Below are 16,343 nucleotides of genomic sequence, written 5' to 3' on the forward strand. Positions count from 1 at the left end.
ATTCCGGCAGCAGGCGGGAAAGTCACGCCTGTCAGGCACGAATACGGTCAGCAGGACGGTTCGGGGCAGGAAGAGAGCGGTGCGTACTTTTGCGCACGTTTTTGATAGCAGTGAACTATTATGATTCTGGTACCTGCGGGGCCGCTATGGAGCTCGGCCATCTCGGGGTAGTGCTGAACTTTACCGACTTCAGTCCCATTGCTATTCCCGGTGCAGAAAAGCTGAAGGAAGGCAAGTTCTTTGAACGTCAGATCAGCAGCGGAACGCGGAAGATGTTTTCTGCGAGAGTGGTAGCGCCATGGTTATATGGAACAAAAACCTGCTACGTTAGCTGGTCATATATTCCCGCAGCTGACGCCGATTACGAGGCCAATATCGGATGGAGCGCGTCACAATGCTTCGTGCGGACCGACCGACTTGTCCGGGATGAGAACAATCGGCTAACGGCTTCGCCCGAGCCGTCTTCCAAGCTCGAGCCAAGATGTGCTCGGGGTTTCAATTGATCCGTAAGCTAGGACCTCAGCAACTGCCTGGCGCAACGCCATGGCAGGAACTCGTCAATGCGGTTGACGGGATGGTCAGCGATGTGCGCCAGCACATGGCGCAGCCAGGCTTCGGGATCGACCCCGTTCAGCTTTGCCGTACCGATCAGCGAGTAGATCGCCGCAGCGCGTTCGCCGCCGCTGTCGGCGCCACTTGAAGACCATATTGGTGTTCAGGCCGTGTTCCGATGCCAGCTGCGCGACCGGTACATTTTCGCCGCACGCCTTCTCGGACAGTTGCCGCTTAAACGCAAGCGGACAGTTGGGCCGCCGTTTTCGCCCCTGACCTGACTCTTCGATACTCTTCACAGTAGTCTCCACCAAAATCTAGTGGGCACTATCGTGGAGTGGGTCAATGTCGATGCCTAGACGGTGGTGGAATGACGCTGACAGTTTGCTCGCACTCTAGACGATTTCGAAGAGCACGACGCAATCCGTTTGCCGGACACTCAACGACTATCCTGTCGAGCGCATCTTACCGAAGCAAACCAGCTGTGCATGGCGCTTCGTTGCCCCGCAAAGCCCGCCTTATCGAAATCGGTCTGCGCGTCCTCGTTCACAATCCGCGTTGTGAAGAACTGGCTTGAGTGCGCCTTTGCTAAGTGTGACGACCCGTTCGATGCTTATCCCGCTTGCTGCTTCTAATCGGTGACGCATTTTGTCGCTGCTTAGGTCTATCCGACCTACTCAACAGCGGTACCCGGCCATCGTCCGGGCGAGCCCGACGTTGAATTCGGCGAACTAATTAGGCCCTTGTCAGCGCGCCGATTCGTGAGATCCGCGAGCGCTGCTTTGGGCTGCATGAGCGGCCGGTCGGCGACGATTCCACCCTGCGTGATACCTAGATCCCACGGTTATTGACGCATTTTTAAATACGCCACGAACCATCGAACCGCCTTCATGGAGTGAACGATCGCGCATTACGCGTGTGTCCTACAGGAAACCTCCGCCTGATGCGTATGGATAAAAATCAAGCTTTCTGATCGCTCATCCGGAGGGTTTGATCCAACTAAATATAAAAATTTCAACACCTGCCAAGATGTATAGACATTGCAACACGGCACTGCTGAAGAAGTTGAAGCAAGCAACCCAAGACATAGCGGCATCACGGGGCTTGGCCTGTGAAAGACACATAGACGTGGGCGATCCTGAGCGCTTGGCACGTCTCTCTATAAAACGTATGTAGACCCTACCGAGCAGCATCCTTACTTGTAAACCGGAGAAGTAACTAAATGAATATGTGCACGAGAGTTGGACAAGCCGTCATGAAAGTCCGGGGCCTGATCGCCGCCGATACGGTACGCAAGCGCGACACCAACCGGCGAGCAGCGCGCTCCATGGCGTGGATGGCCGTGTTCATTGCGACCCTTATTCCTGGCATTGCGCTGGCCGGGGCGGCCGGTCCCTGGGACACGATGGGCAATCAGGTACTGGCGATCTTTACGGGCGGTTTGACACGGACGATCGCTATCATCAGCGTCATCGCCTGCGGTATCGCCGCGCTTGCTGGCAAGCTTTCGTGGGATTGGGCTATCAAGATTATCGTCGGCATCGTGCTCATTTTCGGCGGCGCCTCGCTCGTCGACTATCTGATCGCAGCGGCCAGCTAAGCCAATGGACGACGGCGCGCAAGACGTTTATACCGACGAGCTTTTCGTCGGCTTGACGCGCCCCACCACCATGTGGGGCATCCCTTACACGGCCTTCGTCATCGAGTTCATGGCAACCACACTGGTGTTTCTTGCGGTGGGCAATCCCCTGTACTTGTTGCTGGCGGCGCCCATGCACGGGGTGCTCTATGCGGTTAGCGCCAGCAATCCGAAGGCGTTCGACGCGCTTTTTATTTGGCTTAAAACGATCGGACGCTGCCGCAACAGTCACTTCTGGGGCGCCGCCAGTTTTTCTCCGGTGTCCTACAAAAAATGGGAAAAGTAACCGTGCGTCCGCGACCACCTACACGATCGAGCATGGCAACCACCACCTTCAAGTACGCCGACGCTATCAATAAGGAAGAGTCAGCCGGTACAGATTTTATTCCGTACGCTGGGCACGTTACCGAGCAGGTCGTCAAGCTCACGACAGGCGACTACCTGTTGACCTTCCGTCTCCAAGGCGCCGCGCACGAGAGCGCGGACGTAGGGGACATCAACATCTGGCACGACCAGCTCAACAACCTTATCAAAAATCTGGCGTCGCCCAACGTGGCGCTGTGGACCCACGTCGTGCGCCGCGAATACCGTGAATATCCTGGCGGCGAATTTTGTCCAGGCTTCGCGCGCGACTTGAACGACAAGTACCGCGCGCACCTGGCCGGCCAGCGCAGTCTCATCAATGAACTGTATGTCTCTGTGATTTACCGGCCGCAGCCAAGCAAGGTCTTGAAGTTGTTCGACTTGATCGGCAGGAAAGCGAGCGCAGAGTTGGCCGAGCAACAGCGGGACGAGCTGGAGGCATTGCGGGAGATCGTCGACACCGCGCTCGCTGGCTTGGATCGTTACGAGCCGGACGTGCTTGGCTGCTATGAGCGCAATGGCGTGATGTTTTCCGAAGTGCGTGAATTTCTCGCGTTCTTGGTCGATGGCGAGTGGCGACGCCAACCGCTGACGTTTGCGGAAATGGCGGACACGCTGGCGACCGCACGTGCCATGTTCGGTAAGGGCGGTTTGCTGGCATTGAAGGGACCGACCTTGACGCAATACGGTGCGATTTTGGGCATTCAGGACTACGCATCGGTCACCTGTCCTGGCTTGATGAATGGCCTGCTGAGCATGCCGTTCGAGTTCGTCATGTCGCAGTCGTTCACTTTCCTCAGTAAGCCTGTAGCGCTGGGACGCATGAAGCGCCAACACGCCCGCATGGTGAACGCCGGCGACGTGGCCACCTCGCAGGTGGATGCGATCGAAACCGCGATGGACGAGCTCGTGTCGGGAAGGATTGCGATGGGAGTGCACAATTTTATTTTGTTCATCCGCGCCGGTGATCAAAAGACGTTGGCCGAGTCTATCGGCGAGGCCGGTAACGTCATGTCGGACGCTGGCATCAAATGGTATCGCGAGGATGTCGGTATCGCGGGGGCCTTCTACGCGCAACTGCCGGGCAATTTTGCGTTCCGGGTGAGCGTCGGCGACATCAGCAGCCGCAACTTTGCAGGATTCAGCTCATTTCACAACTATCCGATCGGCCACATCCGCCACAACCAGTGGGGGCACGCGGTAACGGCATTTCGCACGACATCCGGCGCGCCGTATTACTTCAACTGGCACAAGGGCGAGGACGGCACTGAGGCGAAGCGTGCGGCCGCACTCGACCCGAACCACAAGGACCTCGCCAATACCATCGTGATCGGCAAGTCCGGCACCGGCAAGACCGCGCTGCAGATGTTTCTCCTTGCGCAGTCATTGAAATTCGATAATCCCAATCAAAAGGGCGGTAACACGCTTGCGGCCGTATTCTTCGACAAAGACCTTGGCGCCTCGGTCGGCATTCGTGCCCTCGGTGGTCGCTACTTTCCCCTCAAGAATGGCGTGCCATCCGGCTGGAACCCTTTTCAGCTCGCGCCCACCGAACGCAACCTTCACTTCCTCGAGAAGCTGGTTCGCCGCTGTGCCTACCGCGCCGATTGTCCTTTCACGCCAAGTGATGAGAAAACGATTTATACCGCGATTCGCGGTGTGATGGGCTCGCCGCAGCCGATGCGTCGGTTCAGTGCAGTGCTGCAGTTTCTACCGATGGGCGATCCCGATGGCATTCATGCGCGCTTGTCGCGCTGGGCCGGCAGGGACGCGCCCTTGGGCTGGCTGTTCGATAACGTCGAGGACACGCTCAATGTCGACGACACGCCTATCTTAGGCTTCGACGTTACGGAGTTCTTGCCGAACGACGAAACACGCGAGCCGACCATGATGTACCTGTTCCACCGGATCGAGACGCTGCTCGACGGTCGACGCGTACCGATTTTCTTCGATGAGTTCGGTCAGCTCAGCAAGGACGCGAGCATGCGCGAACTGGTGGAGAACAAGTTGGTGACAATTCGAAAGCAGGACGGCTTTCTCATCATGGGTACGCAGATGCCCGGCCAGGTCATCAAGAGTCCGATCGCAGACGCGATCATCCAGCAGACCGCCACCAAGATTTTCCTTCCGAACCCGGAAGCGGACTACGACGACTATGTCAACGGCTTCAAGCTCACTGAACGCGAGTTCCAGATCATCAAGGATTTTGGTGAAAAATCGCGCCTCTTCTTGGTCAAGCAAGGCGGCAATTCGGTCGTCGCAGAATTCAGGCTGCGCGGTTTCGACGACGAGCTAGCAGTGCTTTCTGGGAACGCGGCTACCTCGAAACTGGTTGAACGACTAGTGGCTGAACTCGGTAACGATTCGGCACGCTGGTTGCCGGAATTTCACAGGATCAGAAAAGCAAGCGCAGAGCCGCAAGCCTCATTGGAGGGGCCAGATTCCGCGCTTATGCGAAGAGCGACTATTTAACAAAAAAGAGGAGAGCCACATGAAGAGACTGTTCAAGGTCGTAACAACTGCCCTCGTCATCGGTATTTCTAGCCAGGTTCAAGCGGGCATTCCTGTCATCGACGGAGCCAATCTTGCTCAGTCCGTCCAACAAGTAGTTTCCTGGGGCAAGCAGTACACACAGATGGCACAGCAGTACACGCAACTGGTCAATTCCTATAACCAGGCCGTTACGACGCACAACAGTCTGAACGGCGCCCGCGGGATGGAGCACCTCGTCAACAACCCGGCGGTGCGGCGCTACCTGCCGAACGAATGGGGGCAAGCCATGAATTTACTGAGTGCGCCAGGTGGGTACACCGGATTGCAATCCCGTATCAACGGCATCCGTTCAGCAGCGCAAATCACGGGTATTGGCGATACGAGCCTGGACCCCAACAGCGCGGCGGGTCGCGCATTCGTCGGCTCCCAGAACCAAGCTGCCATGAACCGGGCGCTCTCTGAAGAAGGCTACGCGCAAGCGAGCGAGCGCATCGCGGCCATTCAAACACTGATCGATAAGGTGGGTGATGCGCCAGATGCGAAAGACGTCGCTGACTTGCAGGCGCGCATTCAGGCGGAGCAAGTCATGGTGCAAAACGAATTGGTCAAGCTGCAGTTGATGGGGCAGTTGCAGCAGGCGCAGCGGGACATCATGGCGCAGCAGGCCCGTGAGATTTCGATGCGCGGGGCCAAAGGTCCAGCAGGTATCCCACGCTTTTAACGAGCAAGACGGCACAAGTAGCGTATCCGTTATTGAGGAGAAATCGATGAAGACCTTTGCATTTACCGCTGTGTTTGGCCTCTGCCTATTTGCTTGCAAGGATAATTCCGTCCCCTACGTCAAAGACCCGAAGAATGTTGTAGTGGATGGACAGCCGATGGAGCACCGCGCCTTCATCGAAAAATATTGTATCGGGAAACCGGATAACGAAACCTGTATCAAGGTGCAGAACGCTGGATCTGCTGCGGCTGTAAAAAGTAAGACTGGTATCCCGCGCTTCTGAAAGAAGGAATTATGTCTGCCCCGAGCGAATACCATTTTTACAGCGACACTTTCACCCAGCTAAATAATGCTTTGACCACATACATAAGCGATGTGGCGGGGAACGTCATCGGAGCGATCAGTGGCGTCGCGTATTCGATGCTGATGGTTTACACCATGCTATGGGGATGGAGCATGCTACGCGGCATGATCTCTGAGCCCGTTATCGATGGTGTCACGCGAATAGTTCGTTTGGCAGTGATCGTAGGTATAGCCCTCAACATTGGGAGATATTCGAGTTTTATCTCGACATTTCTTTGGAACACACCAGATGCAATGGCGGGGGTTGTAGCGAGTGGATATTCAAATCCTCACGATAACGTTCAGTTTTTGGACAAATTGATGTCGAGACTTTATGACCTCGGTAGTGCTTATTATGAAGCTGCATTCGCAAGCTCGGGAATGTTTCCAGACATTGGGAAATTGACAGTTGCATTCTTGATCTGGGTAGTAGCCGTGGTCGCTACGGCCTATGCGGCTTTTCTATTAGCTCTCTCAAAAATGGCTTTGGCGATTCTTCTCGGGATTGGGCCAATGTTTGTTTTGTTACTGGTTTTTGAGGGTACAAAACGCTTTTTCGAAGCATGGCTCGGGCAAGCATTGAACTATGTTTTTTTGGTGATCCTGACCGCTGGTGCAATCAAGCTGATGATGACCATCATCGAGCACTATCTGAACGTCGCCGCAGGTCCTGCGATGGCTGCACCCACGATTGAACAGGCACTGCCGGCAATTGTTCTATGCCTGATTTCCGCCCTCGTCATGATGCAGCTTCCGTCGATTGCGTCGGCACTCGGCGGTGGTGTGGCAATTAGCACGCTCGGTGCTGCGGGCTGGACCTTTGGCAAAGCCTCCGCAACGCTGGGGGCTATGCGGCCTACTTCCCTGAAACGCTCGATGCACCGGGTGGCATCGGACGTACGGATCGCGCGCGGCGCGGCCAAGGCGGTTGGAGGAGTTCCGATGAGCGTGTATCGAAAGATCACGGGAGGCCGCAAGAACACGATCAAGGCGATCGGCTGATCCATCTAAACGAAGCGGCGTCTTCGCGAGGCGAAGCGTCGCTATTTTTACGCGCCTCACTTTGCGAAACGTATCAATCGCAGCGCGCACTAGCCAGTTTTTTGCAGTCCCGTTGAGACCATAACAAGGAGTCGTACATGCGTTTGCCACTCGGTTCGATGGCCGCCCTTTGCCTCTTGGCTGGGTGTTCTCTGACCCCACCGAAGCCCCCGCACTGCCAGGGCGAATTCCGGCCGCTTAATGCGCCGGCGCATCAGGGCGGCACCCTGTCGATGAGCCGGGAAGACAGCCTGACATTGTGCATGAAGGGGAGTGGACATGCTTACCACGGTTGAGAAACAACATTTCCGGCAGTACTTGCAGGAAGCCCAGTCGTGGGAGACGAACCGGCTGATGCATGCCGAAAAGTCGAAGAAGCTGGCTTGGAGTATCGCTGCGATGGCGAGCGGTCTGGCATTCGTATCCGTGATCGCCATCGCCGGCCTCACGCCCCTCAAACAAACCGAGCTGCGTATTGTGCGTGTCAATGAGACGACTGGGACAGTGGATGTCCTCAGCGAAATCCCGAACGCAAAAACGACCTACGACGAAGCAATCAACCGTTACTTTGCGGGCCAGTACATTCGTTTTCGTGAGGGCTACTCGCGTAAGTTGGCGGACGAGTACTACGCCAGCGTGGGCATCATGAGCGCGGCGGCCGAGCAGCGCCGTTATGGCGAGGGTTTCAGTCCTAAAAATCCCCAGTCGCCATTGAACGTCTACGGCGACAACGCGCGGGTAAAGGTCCACATCAAGGGATATTCGTTCCTCAAAAAAGATGTGGTCCTTGTCCGCTACTGGAAGGAGGTCGAGCGCGGTGCGTCCGAACGGCCAACGATCACGCACTGGGCAGCAACCGTGGTCTTCAAATACTCGGGCGCCCCGATGGCTGAGAAGGACCGTGAGATCAATCCCCTCGGTTTTCAGGTGACGGAGTATCGCAACGACCCGGATACGGTGGTCACGGCGGAAGCCGCCCCGTCGATGCCGGTCGCGCAAGCAGCCCAGCCTGCCAGCAGCGTTCCCACGATCTTGCCGGGCGTGCCGCCCGTCGCCCCTGCGGACCAGGTACCGGCCATTGCGGTGGCAAACGGCGGCATGCGCTAACGGGAGGCGCCATGAAACGATTCCTGTGCATCGCCTTGATGTTCCCGACCTTGGCATGGGCTGAGCTGACACCTCCGAAAGGCAAGCTCGATAGCCGTGTGCGGGTAGCCGACTACTACCCCGCCGAGGTCTACAAGATCCGCACCTTCTATGGTGTTTCCACGCATGTCCAGTTCGACGACGGCGAAACCATGACCGACGTTGCCGTGGGCGACAAGGATGCTTGGGACATCGAGCCACGAAAAAGTCACCTATTCATTAAACCCAAGGCGCAAAAGGCAGATACCAACTTGACCGTCGTGACCACCAAACGCGTGTACCAGTTTGCCCTGATCGTCGAGCCCCGGGGTACACGCGACGACAAGGCGTGGAGCGATCCAGATTTGGTGTACTCGCTTTCATTTCGCTATCCGGATCAGGACACCGCACGTTTGACGGCGCAGGCCACGACGGCCGATGCCACGGCCGTCCGCAACGGGATCAAGGTCAAACTGGCCGAGGCCAAGATGCGTGACGAAAATCGCGACTACTGGGTCGCCGGCTCTGACGAGATCAGCCCAACGGCGGCGCGCGACGATGGCCGATTCATTTACCTGACGTTCAGCCTCAACCGAGACATGCCGGCGGTTTACGCGGTCGATGACGAGGGCAACGAGTCGCTCATCAACACGAACGTCGAGGGCAATGAAATCGTCGTCCAGCGCCTGGTACGCAAGCTCAGCTTACGCAAGGGCAAAGCGGTCGCTTGCGTGGTCAACAAGAGCTTTGATCTCAACGGCGGGCGCGACAACACCACCGGGACGGTCGCATCGGACGTCGAGCGCGTCATCAAAGGAGCGCCCTGATGCGTATCTGGGACAAACTGAAAGGCGGTGGCAAGCAAAGCGACCAAGGCACGGCTGAGCCGCTTGTGGAAGACGATTTGCCGAACATGGCGGCAGACGAGGCGAGCGACCCCAGCCTGGCTGATGCGATGCGGCAGGTCCGCGGCGCGCGCGTGCGCGCCACCGAGTCCGCCTTCGAGCAGCAGGTCGAGACCGAGGGATTGCCGTCCGTGAATCGACGTCAGGGCAAGAACAGGATCGTCAACGTACTAGGCATCGTCGTGATTCTGGGTGTCGGCGCGGCGATGATCGTCGCCGTCAATGCCAAGAAGCAGCCAGCTAGAAAGAACCTGGCCGACGCGCCCGAGAGGGTCGTCAATAACCTGCCGCCCTTGGTCGTTCCGCCGCCGCCACCGCCCATACATTTGGCGACTTCAACGCCAGATGGGGCCGCCATCGGGCTCACAAGCGGTCGCCATCTTGGCGTCCCTCACCAGAGTGGGCCTGGCGTTGCGGATGTGGCGGGGGCTGGCCAGGCGCAGCCAATCGCGGTTCAGCGGTCCGGTAAGGCGCCGATCGAATGGAGCGAACGCAAGCTGGTTGGTTCGCTCATTGTCGACATCGGCGCGGGCAACGCTGCAGCGGCGGAGCCAAACGGTGGCGCCGCAGTGTATCCGGTACGGACGAACAGCGCGCAAACAGCGCAGCCGGTCGGGCTTACGTCGCCTGCTGGCGCTGGCCGCAGCGAGCTCGCTGTCCGACTCGAGCCTTCGGAGATGAAGGGTGCCTCGGCTGGCTTGCTACCTGACCGTAATTTTCTGATTACGAAGGGAACGTCCCTAGATTGTGCCTTGGAGACGGCGATCGACACCACCTTACCGGGCATACTCACCTGTCGCCTGACCCGTGACGTGTACTCGGACAACAACCACGTGCTGTTGCTCGAACGTGGCACACAGCTCGTCGGCGAACAGCAGGGCAATGTGCGCCAGGGCCAAGCACGGGTGTTCGCACTGTGGAACCGTGCCAAGACCCCCAACGGGGTCATCGTGAACTTGAATTCCCCCGGTACCGATGCGCTGGGCCGCTCGGGTCTGGAAGGCTGGGTAGACAGCCATTTCGCCGACCGCTTCGGTGCCGCGATCTTGATGAGCTTTATTCAGGAAGGCTTGCGCGCACTCGTCGCGCGTCAACAAGCCAACGGTGACACGGTCGTCTACAGCGGTACTGGCGATGCCGGTGCCAAGGTGGTCGAAAAGATTCTGGAAAGCTCGGTCAACATTCCACCAACCATCGTCAAGAACCAGGGCGACCATATTCAGGTGATGGTGGCGCGTGATCTGGATTTTTCGACCGTCTACGGTTTGCGGAGCAAGTGATGAGCAAGGACTTGCAGACGCTACGAAGGGTCAGCGTGCACGGCACCGACGCGCCGGACATGCTGTACCAATACCTGTCGCCGCTGCGTCCCTATCTGGCCGATGGCGATAACACGGAAATCGCGGTGAACCGTCCGGGTGAACTCTGGACCGAGAGCCGCCGTGGATGGCTGCGCCACGACGTGCCCGAGCTGACCTTCGAGGCTTGCATGCGGCTGGCGCTGTTGATCGCCAATTTTAATAATAAGGCGATCGACACTGGCAAGCCGATCCTGTCTGCGGCCATGATTTATGGTGAGCGCGTCCAGGTCGTGATCCCCCCAGCATGCGAGGAGGACACCGTCTCGCTCACGATTCGGAAGCCGAGCATGATCGACAAGTCGATCGACGAACTGGCCGCGCAGGGCGCCTTCGATGAGTGGGAACCTAGCTGCGCAGCGCTGGCATCGTTCGAGCAGGAATTGTTGACCTTGAAGAAGGACCGTCGCATCAATCAATTCCTCGATCTGGCCGTGCGCAGGCGGCGCAATATCCTTGTGGTGGGCAAGACTGGGTCCGGCAAGACCACACTCGCGAAAAGCCTGGTGCGCAGCATCCCGGTGGCTGAACGCCTGATCACCATCGAGGACGTGCACGAGTTGTTCCTACCAATCCACCCGAACCGGGTCCACCTGTTTTATGCGCGCGAGGAGGAGGGGGGCGCGAAAGTGAGCCCGAAACAAGCACTCGCTTCCTGCTTGCGGATGAAACCGGACCGCATTTTACTGGCCGAGTTACGCGGTGACGAGGCCTGGGAATTCATCAAGTCGATCAACACCGGCCACCCCGGATCGATCAGCACGATGCACGCCAACGGCGCCTTTGAAGCCTTCGAGCAGCTCACGGCGCTCATCAAGGACTCGCGCACCGGCGCCCACCTCGACAGCGGCTATATCCGGCAACGCCTGTTGACGACGCTCGATGTGGTCCTGTTCTACGACCAGTACAAATTGCGGGAGATTTATTTTGACCCTGAGTTCAAGCGACAGCAGATGGCTTAAGGCGTCGCTGATCCTGCTCGGCGTGCTCGCGGCGTGCGTGTTGTGGGCCTACCTAGGCGGTGGCATCTTCATGGTCGCCCACCAACACCGGTTCGAGGAGGCGACACCGCTCACCCTGTACCAGTATTGGTTCCACTACGGTACCGAGCAAGCGGTCGTGCGTTGGCTGTACATCTCCGCAGCGATCGCCTTCGTGGGGACGGTGCTACCGGCCTTGCTCCTGTTCGCACCTGCGAAGCGTAGTCTGTTTGGCGACGCGCGCTGGGCCAAGCCGGGCGAGATCCGCAAGGCGGGATTGCTGGGCACCAAGGGCATCATCGTTGGCATGTACGCGCGCACCTACTTGATGTTCGAAGGCAGCCAGCATGTCATCCTGTCGGCGCCCACGCGCAGCGGCAAAGGGGTCGGCATCGTCATTCCGAACTTGCTGACCTGGCCCGACAGCGTCGTGGTGCTCGACATCAAACAGGAAAACCATGGGATCACGAGCGCCTACCGCCATCGCTATGGTCAACCCTGCTTCCTGTTCAATCCGGCCGCTTCCGACTATCGGACGCACCGCTACAACCCGCTCGCGTATGTCAGCGCGGACCCGAATTTCCGCATCGATGACATCCAAAAAATCGCCAACATGCTGTTCCCTGACCAGCAAGGCGTCGATCCAATCTGGACCGCGACACCACGCTCGCTGTTTCTCGGGATCGTCTTATATTTGCTCGAGACGCCGGGTAAATTAGCGACACTTGGCCAAGTGCTGCGCGAGTCGCTGGCCGATGGCGATGGCGCCAAGTATTTTATGAGCATCATCGCGGCACGCAGCCTTGGCGAGCGGATCGCGCAAACGAGTGCGCAGGACGCTACCACTCAGGCCGCGCGCGACCTCCAAGCAATTTTGGCGGACAAGGGAAAGGCGCCGGAGCACCATCCGCGCATGAGCGAGATCGCGGTCTGGATACGACTCAGTCCAGCCTATCGCGATGCACTTGCCAGCCAAGTCGCGCACATCCGGAAGGACCAGCCGAAGACGCCGGACCTCGTTGCGCTCGCGCAGGCCGTGCCAGTCGACACAGGGTCCTGCCGAATCGGCAAGGCCTTGTCGGGCGCCTGCGTGCGTGCGCTCAATTCCTACATTTCCATCGCGGCCGAAACGACCCGTGCCGGCATCATGACCGGTTTCCGCTCGCGTCTCGAACTCTGGTACAACCCGCTGGTCGACGCCGCCACCAGTGCCAACGATTTCGATCTGCGCGATGTGCGCAAGAAGCGCATGTCGATCTACCTGAGCGTCACCCCGGACAACCTCGATCGCATGGCGCCGCTTCTGAACCTGTTTTTTCAGCAGCTGATCGACCTTAATACGCGCGAGCTGCCGGAACAGAACGACGCCTTGCGCTACCAGTGTTTGCTCCTGGCCGACGAATTCACGGCGATGGGCAAGATTCAAGTGCTGTCGAAAGGCATCAGCTATATCGCCGGCTACGGCTTGCGCATGCTGCCGATCATCCAGAGCCCGGCGCAAATGGTCGAGGTGTACGGCAAACATGCCGCGGAAGCGTTTACGACCAATCACGCGCTCCAGATCGTGTTTCCACCGAAGGCCACTGAATCGGAGACCGCCGAGTCTATCTCTAAATGGCTTGGTTACCAGACCGTCAAAGGCGTGTCGGAATCGAAGGGTACAGCCTTGCTCTCCAAACGCGAAAAGTCCGAGAGTATTTCCGATCAACGGCGGGCGCTGCTCCTGCCACAGGAGATCACGAACCTCGGTAAGCGGTGCGAAATCGTCGTCGTGGAAGACTGTCCTCCGATCTTGGCGCGCAAGATCCGCTACTACGAGGATCCTACGTTCGTGGACCGCCTAAAGCGCGTCGCGCCTTCGCTGGCAGCGTTGGGACGCAAGCTGCCAACCCAGCAGCAGTTGAAGCGCGCGATCCGCAACGGCGAGCTGGCGGCACCGGTGCCCTTGATCGACCTCGACGTCCACCATCGCGCGCTCGGCGAGAGCGCTGGCACCCAGGGCCCAGCGCCGACCTTGGGCGGGCACGGCGCTGTTCTCGGCACGGTCGTCGAACGTCCTGCGACAGCCGACGATGTGCCGCGACTCGATACGCTGGCGTTGACGGATTTCGTCGTGGATTTTTCGGCCGTCGAGGTGCCGGCGAAGGGCGAACTCGATGAGGCGGCATTGGAGGCCTATGCCGACCAATTGTGTAAGGCCGCGGGCATTGCGCTGTAAGCGCCGCGGTTTATGAGGAGAAAACCATGGCGGTAAGCGAAGAGAGTGGAGAGCGTCACCCAAGCGATGGGCCGCCTGATGCGAGCAAGGCGTCCGCGGTTGGTATGCGCGATCGCCAAGCAAATACGGCGCTGGAACGCGATCACGCACAGGTGCTCACGGACGCCATCGCGACGGCGCTGAGGGGACGCACTAAGTCGGAAGCGGTCATCGTTCGCGGCATTCAACAGCGAGCCGACCTGTTCGAGCAAGCTTACGTGCAAGTCAAGCAGGCGGCAATCGACGCTGCGGCGAAGGACGCAATCCCGTCCGAGCGACAAGCACGGCAAGACGAGGAGTTGCGGAAGGTGGAGGTCGAAGTGTTGAGGCCTGAAATGGCGCGCAAACTGGCCGCGCTGGACGCGCGCCACTACGGCAAGTTGCACGACCCGCGACACCTGGACCAGGCCGCGCACGCGATGGCGCGCACCGCGCATTTAAGCACCGAGTACAGGGACGGGCTGGCCGAGAAGGCGCCTGACGTCTCCCACGCTGTGCAGATCGTCATGACGGCAGGCGAGCAGGGAAAGGAGGGCAGGGGCGTCCCTTCGATGACACGTGATCCAGATGCACTGGCGACTGGCGCGGCCGATCGCGCGCGGGTCACCAGCCCAGGCGCGGGGCAGCTGGGCGTGAACGCTGTCGAGCGGGTTATCGAACCAAAGGCGACACGGCCGGCGAACGCGGAAGAATTATCCGCGGCGCTAGAGAAAGCGGAAGCGGGTCAGGCGAAGGAGAAATCAGCGCGTGGGCCCGCCACCAATCAAGTAGCGTCCGACGAGATATTTACTGCTTCGAAAGACGATACCAGACCAATCGTGCCGGCCGAGGTCGAGAACAGGTACCTGCGGGTTGGCGCCAAATTCTATTTTCCTGGAAAGGGAAATGTCGTTGCGTTCGAGGACAAGGGAAATAAGCTGGAGACGCGCTCGAATAGCGAGCAAATTGCCGAGACGATGGTGGCGATCGCGCGGGCGCGCGGCTGGGATGAGATCAAGGTGACGGGGTCGGAGACGTTTCGTCGGGAAGTATGGCGAGAAGCCAGCAGCCACGGCATGCATGTGAAAGGGTATACGCCGAGCGACGTTGACAAGGCCGCTCTGGCAAAACGTAGCGGACACAGCGAGCTTGAGCCTGGGGAGCCGGGCAGGACAACGCGCCAGGGTGGGCGCCGCGCGCAAGGCGAAGCAACCGATATGAGCCCTCCCGTCTTCGACGAGGCGGACCAGGCGGATAAGCGCAACGCGCGGGAACAAGCAGAAATAGTCGATGGCACTGGTGTTCGACCGTCGACCTTGGATCAGCAGCGCGCCCACGCCTTTGCACACATGTCGGCGGCCGATGCGATCAAGGATCATCCGGAATTGGCCGGCGCCTATGCCGCGCTGGCGTCGATACAGAAAAAGGTCGAGGCCGATGGCCTTAACCCGCAGCAGCGGGCGGTGGCGATGGGGCGCGTTGCGGCGAACCTGGTCAACAGCATCGAACGCGGAGCACTGCCGCAAGCGACACTACGTGAACAAGGCGAGGTGCGCACTGAACGCACCCAGTCGAAGGAGTTAAATCGATGAAATGGACATCCCTGTTGACGACAGTGGCTGTTGCGGCGTGTTTAAGCGCGTGTATGGGGCTTCCGCTGTCTACGGAACAAACGACACGTGTCAGCGCCGAGTACGAAGCCCGCGGTGAGCTGTCAGGCATGGGCGCTTTTATTTATGGAAAGCGGACGGTGTTGGTGTTCCCGCGCCGTCCCTGGCGACTAAGGATCCACGACGAAAACGGCGTCACGGTGCCGTACGAGCGCGAAGGGCATTACTACCGCCTATCGCGCACCTTAGCGCACTTTACGGTCTGGGCGAACATGCGCGTGCTGTCGTTCACGGCCACCAGCACGCAGGCGCCACCTAGTGCATCGCCTTCAACGGTAACGGCTGACGCCGTACCGCTCGAGGTCGGGACAGCGGACGTATCGCGAGCCGACGTGTCTTCCGCGATAGTCGTCACAGAACGCGTATCCGACGGGGATGCGCACGGGTTGTTGCGCCTCGCGGTTATGCAGCTTGAACAGGTACGGCATGCGCTCGATGGCGCCAATCGCGTGGCCGAGGTCGACGCATTGAATGCGCGTGTGGATTGCATCGAGGCCCGGCTGATCACCGTCGCTTCGGTGATGCTGGGCCTCCACTACGAACCAAGAACAACCAGTCCCGCTTCGAACGAAGAGTGCGTGCGTACCGCGGTCCCGGCGGCCAAAGCCGCGCAGCGTATGCAAGTCGTGGAACCTACCGAGGCGCGGAGCGCGGAACGCGACGAGACGATCATCGCTCTTCGCCGCGCGCTCGCGGTGCGTCACGCCTGCCGCGAACATGAAGTCGCAGGCAGCAAGGTTGGCGTGTGCTCGCCGCCGGCTGGGGGCTGTCTTGCACCAGGCAGGATCGACGAGTGCACGGCGCTAAACAGTCGCATCGACTTCGAGCTGATGGCTCATCGTCAGGCGGAATCGACGCAGCAGGTATCGCATCATCGCGGGCCGACACTGTGAACGGGCCAGGCTTTGCTAGCGCGAC

13 protein-coding genes and 1 pseudogene are annotated in these 16,343 nt (G+C 59.1%); 13 read left to right on the forward strand and 1 reads right to left on the reverse strand.

Translation table 11 applies throughout. The annotated features are described in order from the left end of the window. Positions 1-511: 511 nt before the first annotated feature. Positions 512-697, reverse strand: a pseudogene (locus ACI48I_RS22490) (transposase domain-containing protein); the annotation flags it as partial. Between the two features lie 1,110 nt (positions 698-1,807). On the opposite strand from ACI48I_RS22490, the gene ACI48I_RS22495 reads away from it, so the two are divergent. The 13 genes from ACI48I_RS22495 (at position 1,808) to ACI48I_RS22555 (ending at position 16,318) form a co-directional block, all read left to right on the forward strand. Further along, the gene (locus ACI48I_RS22495; protein WP_498575457.1) at positions 1,808-2,152 is read left to right on the forward strand and encodes a TrbC/VirB2 family protein; all 345 of its coding nucleotides are present in this window, start codon (positions 1,808-1,810) and stop codon (positions 2,150-2,152) included. 4 nt (positions 2,153-2,156) lie between these two features. Next, positions 2,157-2,477 carry a VirB3 family type IV secretion system protein gene (locus tag ACI48I_RS22500; RefSeq protein ID WP_498575458.1) on the forward strand — a complete coding sequence of 107 codons (321 nt, stop codon included), beginning with the start codon at positions 2,157-2,159 and terminating at the stop codon, positions 2,475-2,477. Positions 2,478-2,509: 32 nt separating this feature from the next. Next, positions 2,510-5,026, forward strand: coding sequence for a VirB4 family type IV secretion/conjugal transfer ATPase (locus ACI48I_RS22505; protein ID WP_498575459.1), 2,517 nt, complete (start codon positions 2,510-2,512; stop codon positions 5,024-5,026). A gap of 19 nt (positions 5,027-5,045) precedes the next feature. After that, a complete protein-coding gene (gene virB5, locus ACI48I_RS22510; RefSeq protein WP_498575460.1) occupies positions 5,046-5,768 on the forward strand; it encodes a P-type DNA transfer protein VirB5 in 723 nt (240 codons plus the stop codon). Between the two features lie 46 nt (positions 5,769-5,814). Next, positions 5,815-6,051 carry a hypothetical protein gene (locus ACI48I_RS22515; RefSeq protein WP_498575461.1) on the forward strand — a complete coding sequence of 79 codons (237 nt, stop codon included), beginning with the start codon at positions 5,815-5,817 and terminating at the stop codon, positions 6,049-6,051. A gap of 11 nt (positions 6,052-6,062) precedes the next feature. Continuing rightward, positions 6,063-7,112: a TrbL/VirB6 family protein gene (locus ACI48I_RS22520; RefSeq protein ID WP_498575462.1), complete on the forward strand. Its 1,050-nt coding sequence runs from the start codon at positions 6,063-6,065 to the stop codon at positions 7,110-7,112. 318 nt (positions 7,113-7,430) lie between these two features. Next, positions 7,431-8,258, forward strand: coding sequence for a VirB8 family type IV secretion system protein (locus ACI48I_RS22525; protein WP_498575463.1), 828 nt, complete (start codon positions 7,431-7,433; stop codon positions 8,256-8,258). 11 nt (positions 8,259-8,269) lie between these two features. Beyond that, the gene (gene virB9 / locus ACI48I_RS22530) at positions 8,270-9,103 is read left to right on the forward strand and encodes a P-type conjugative transfer protein VirB9 (RefSeq protein ID WP_498575464.1); all 834 of its coding nucleotides are present in this window, start codon (positions 8,270-8,272) and stop codon (positions 9,101-9,103) included. Continuing rightward, on the forward strand, positions 9,103-10,461 hold the full coding sequence (gene virB10 / locus ACI48I_RS22535) for a type IV secretion system protein VirB10 (RefSeq protein WP_498575465.1): 1,359 nt from the start codon (positions 9,103-9,105) through the stop codon (positions 10,459-10,461). The genes virB9 and virB10 overlap by 1 nt, the downstream gene beginning before the upstream one ends. Continuing rightward, entirely contained in the window at positions 10,461-11,501 is a 1,041-nt protein-coding gene (virB11, locus tag ACI48I_RS22540) for a P-type DNA transfer ATPase VirB11 (protein ID WP_498575466.1), read from the forward strand. Before virB10 ends, virB11 begins: the two co-directional genes overlap by 1 nt. Beyond that, complete coding sequence (locus ACI48I_RS22545) at positions 11,467-13,737, forward strand: type IV secretory system conjugative DNA transfer family protein (RefSeq protein WP_498575467.1); 2,271 nt, start codon at positions 11,467-11,469, stop codon at positions 13,735-13,737. The genes virB11 and ACI48I_RS22545 overlap by 35 nt, the downstream gene beginning before the upstream one ends. 26 nt (positions 13,738-13,763) lie before the next feature. Next, positions 13,764-15,347, forward strand: a complete 1,584-nt coding sequence (locus tag ACI48I_RS22550) for an LPD7 domain-containing protein (protein WP_498575468.1) — start codon at positions 13,764-13,766, stop codon at positions 15,345-15,347. Then, a complete protein-coding gene (locus ACI48I_RS22555) occupies positions 15,344-16,318 on the forward strand; it encodes a hypothetical protein (protein WP_498575469.1) in 975 nt (324 codons plus the stop codon). Before ACI48I_RS22550 ends, ACI48I_RS22555 begins: the two co-directional genes overlap by 4 nt. Positions 16,319-16,343: the final 25 nt, after the last annotated feature.

The organism is Massilia sp. LXY-5, from assembly GCF_059801075.1.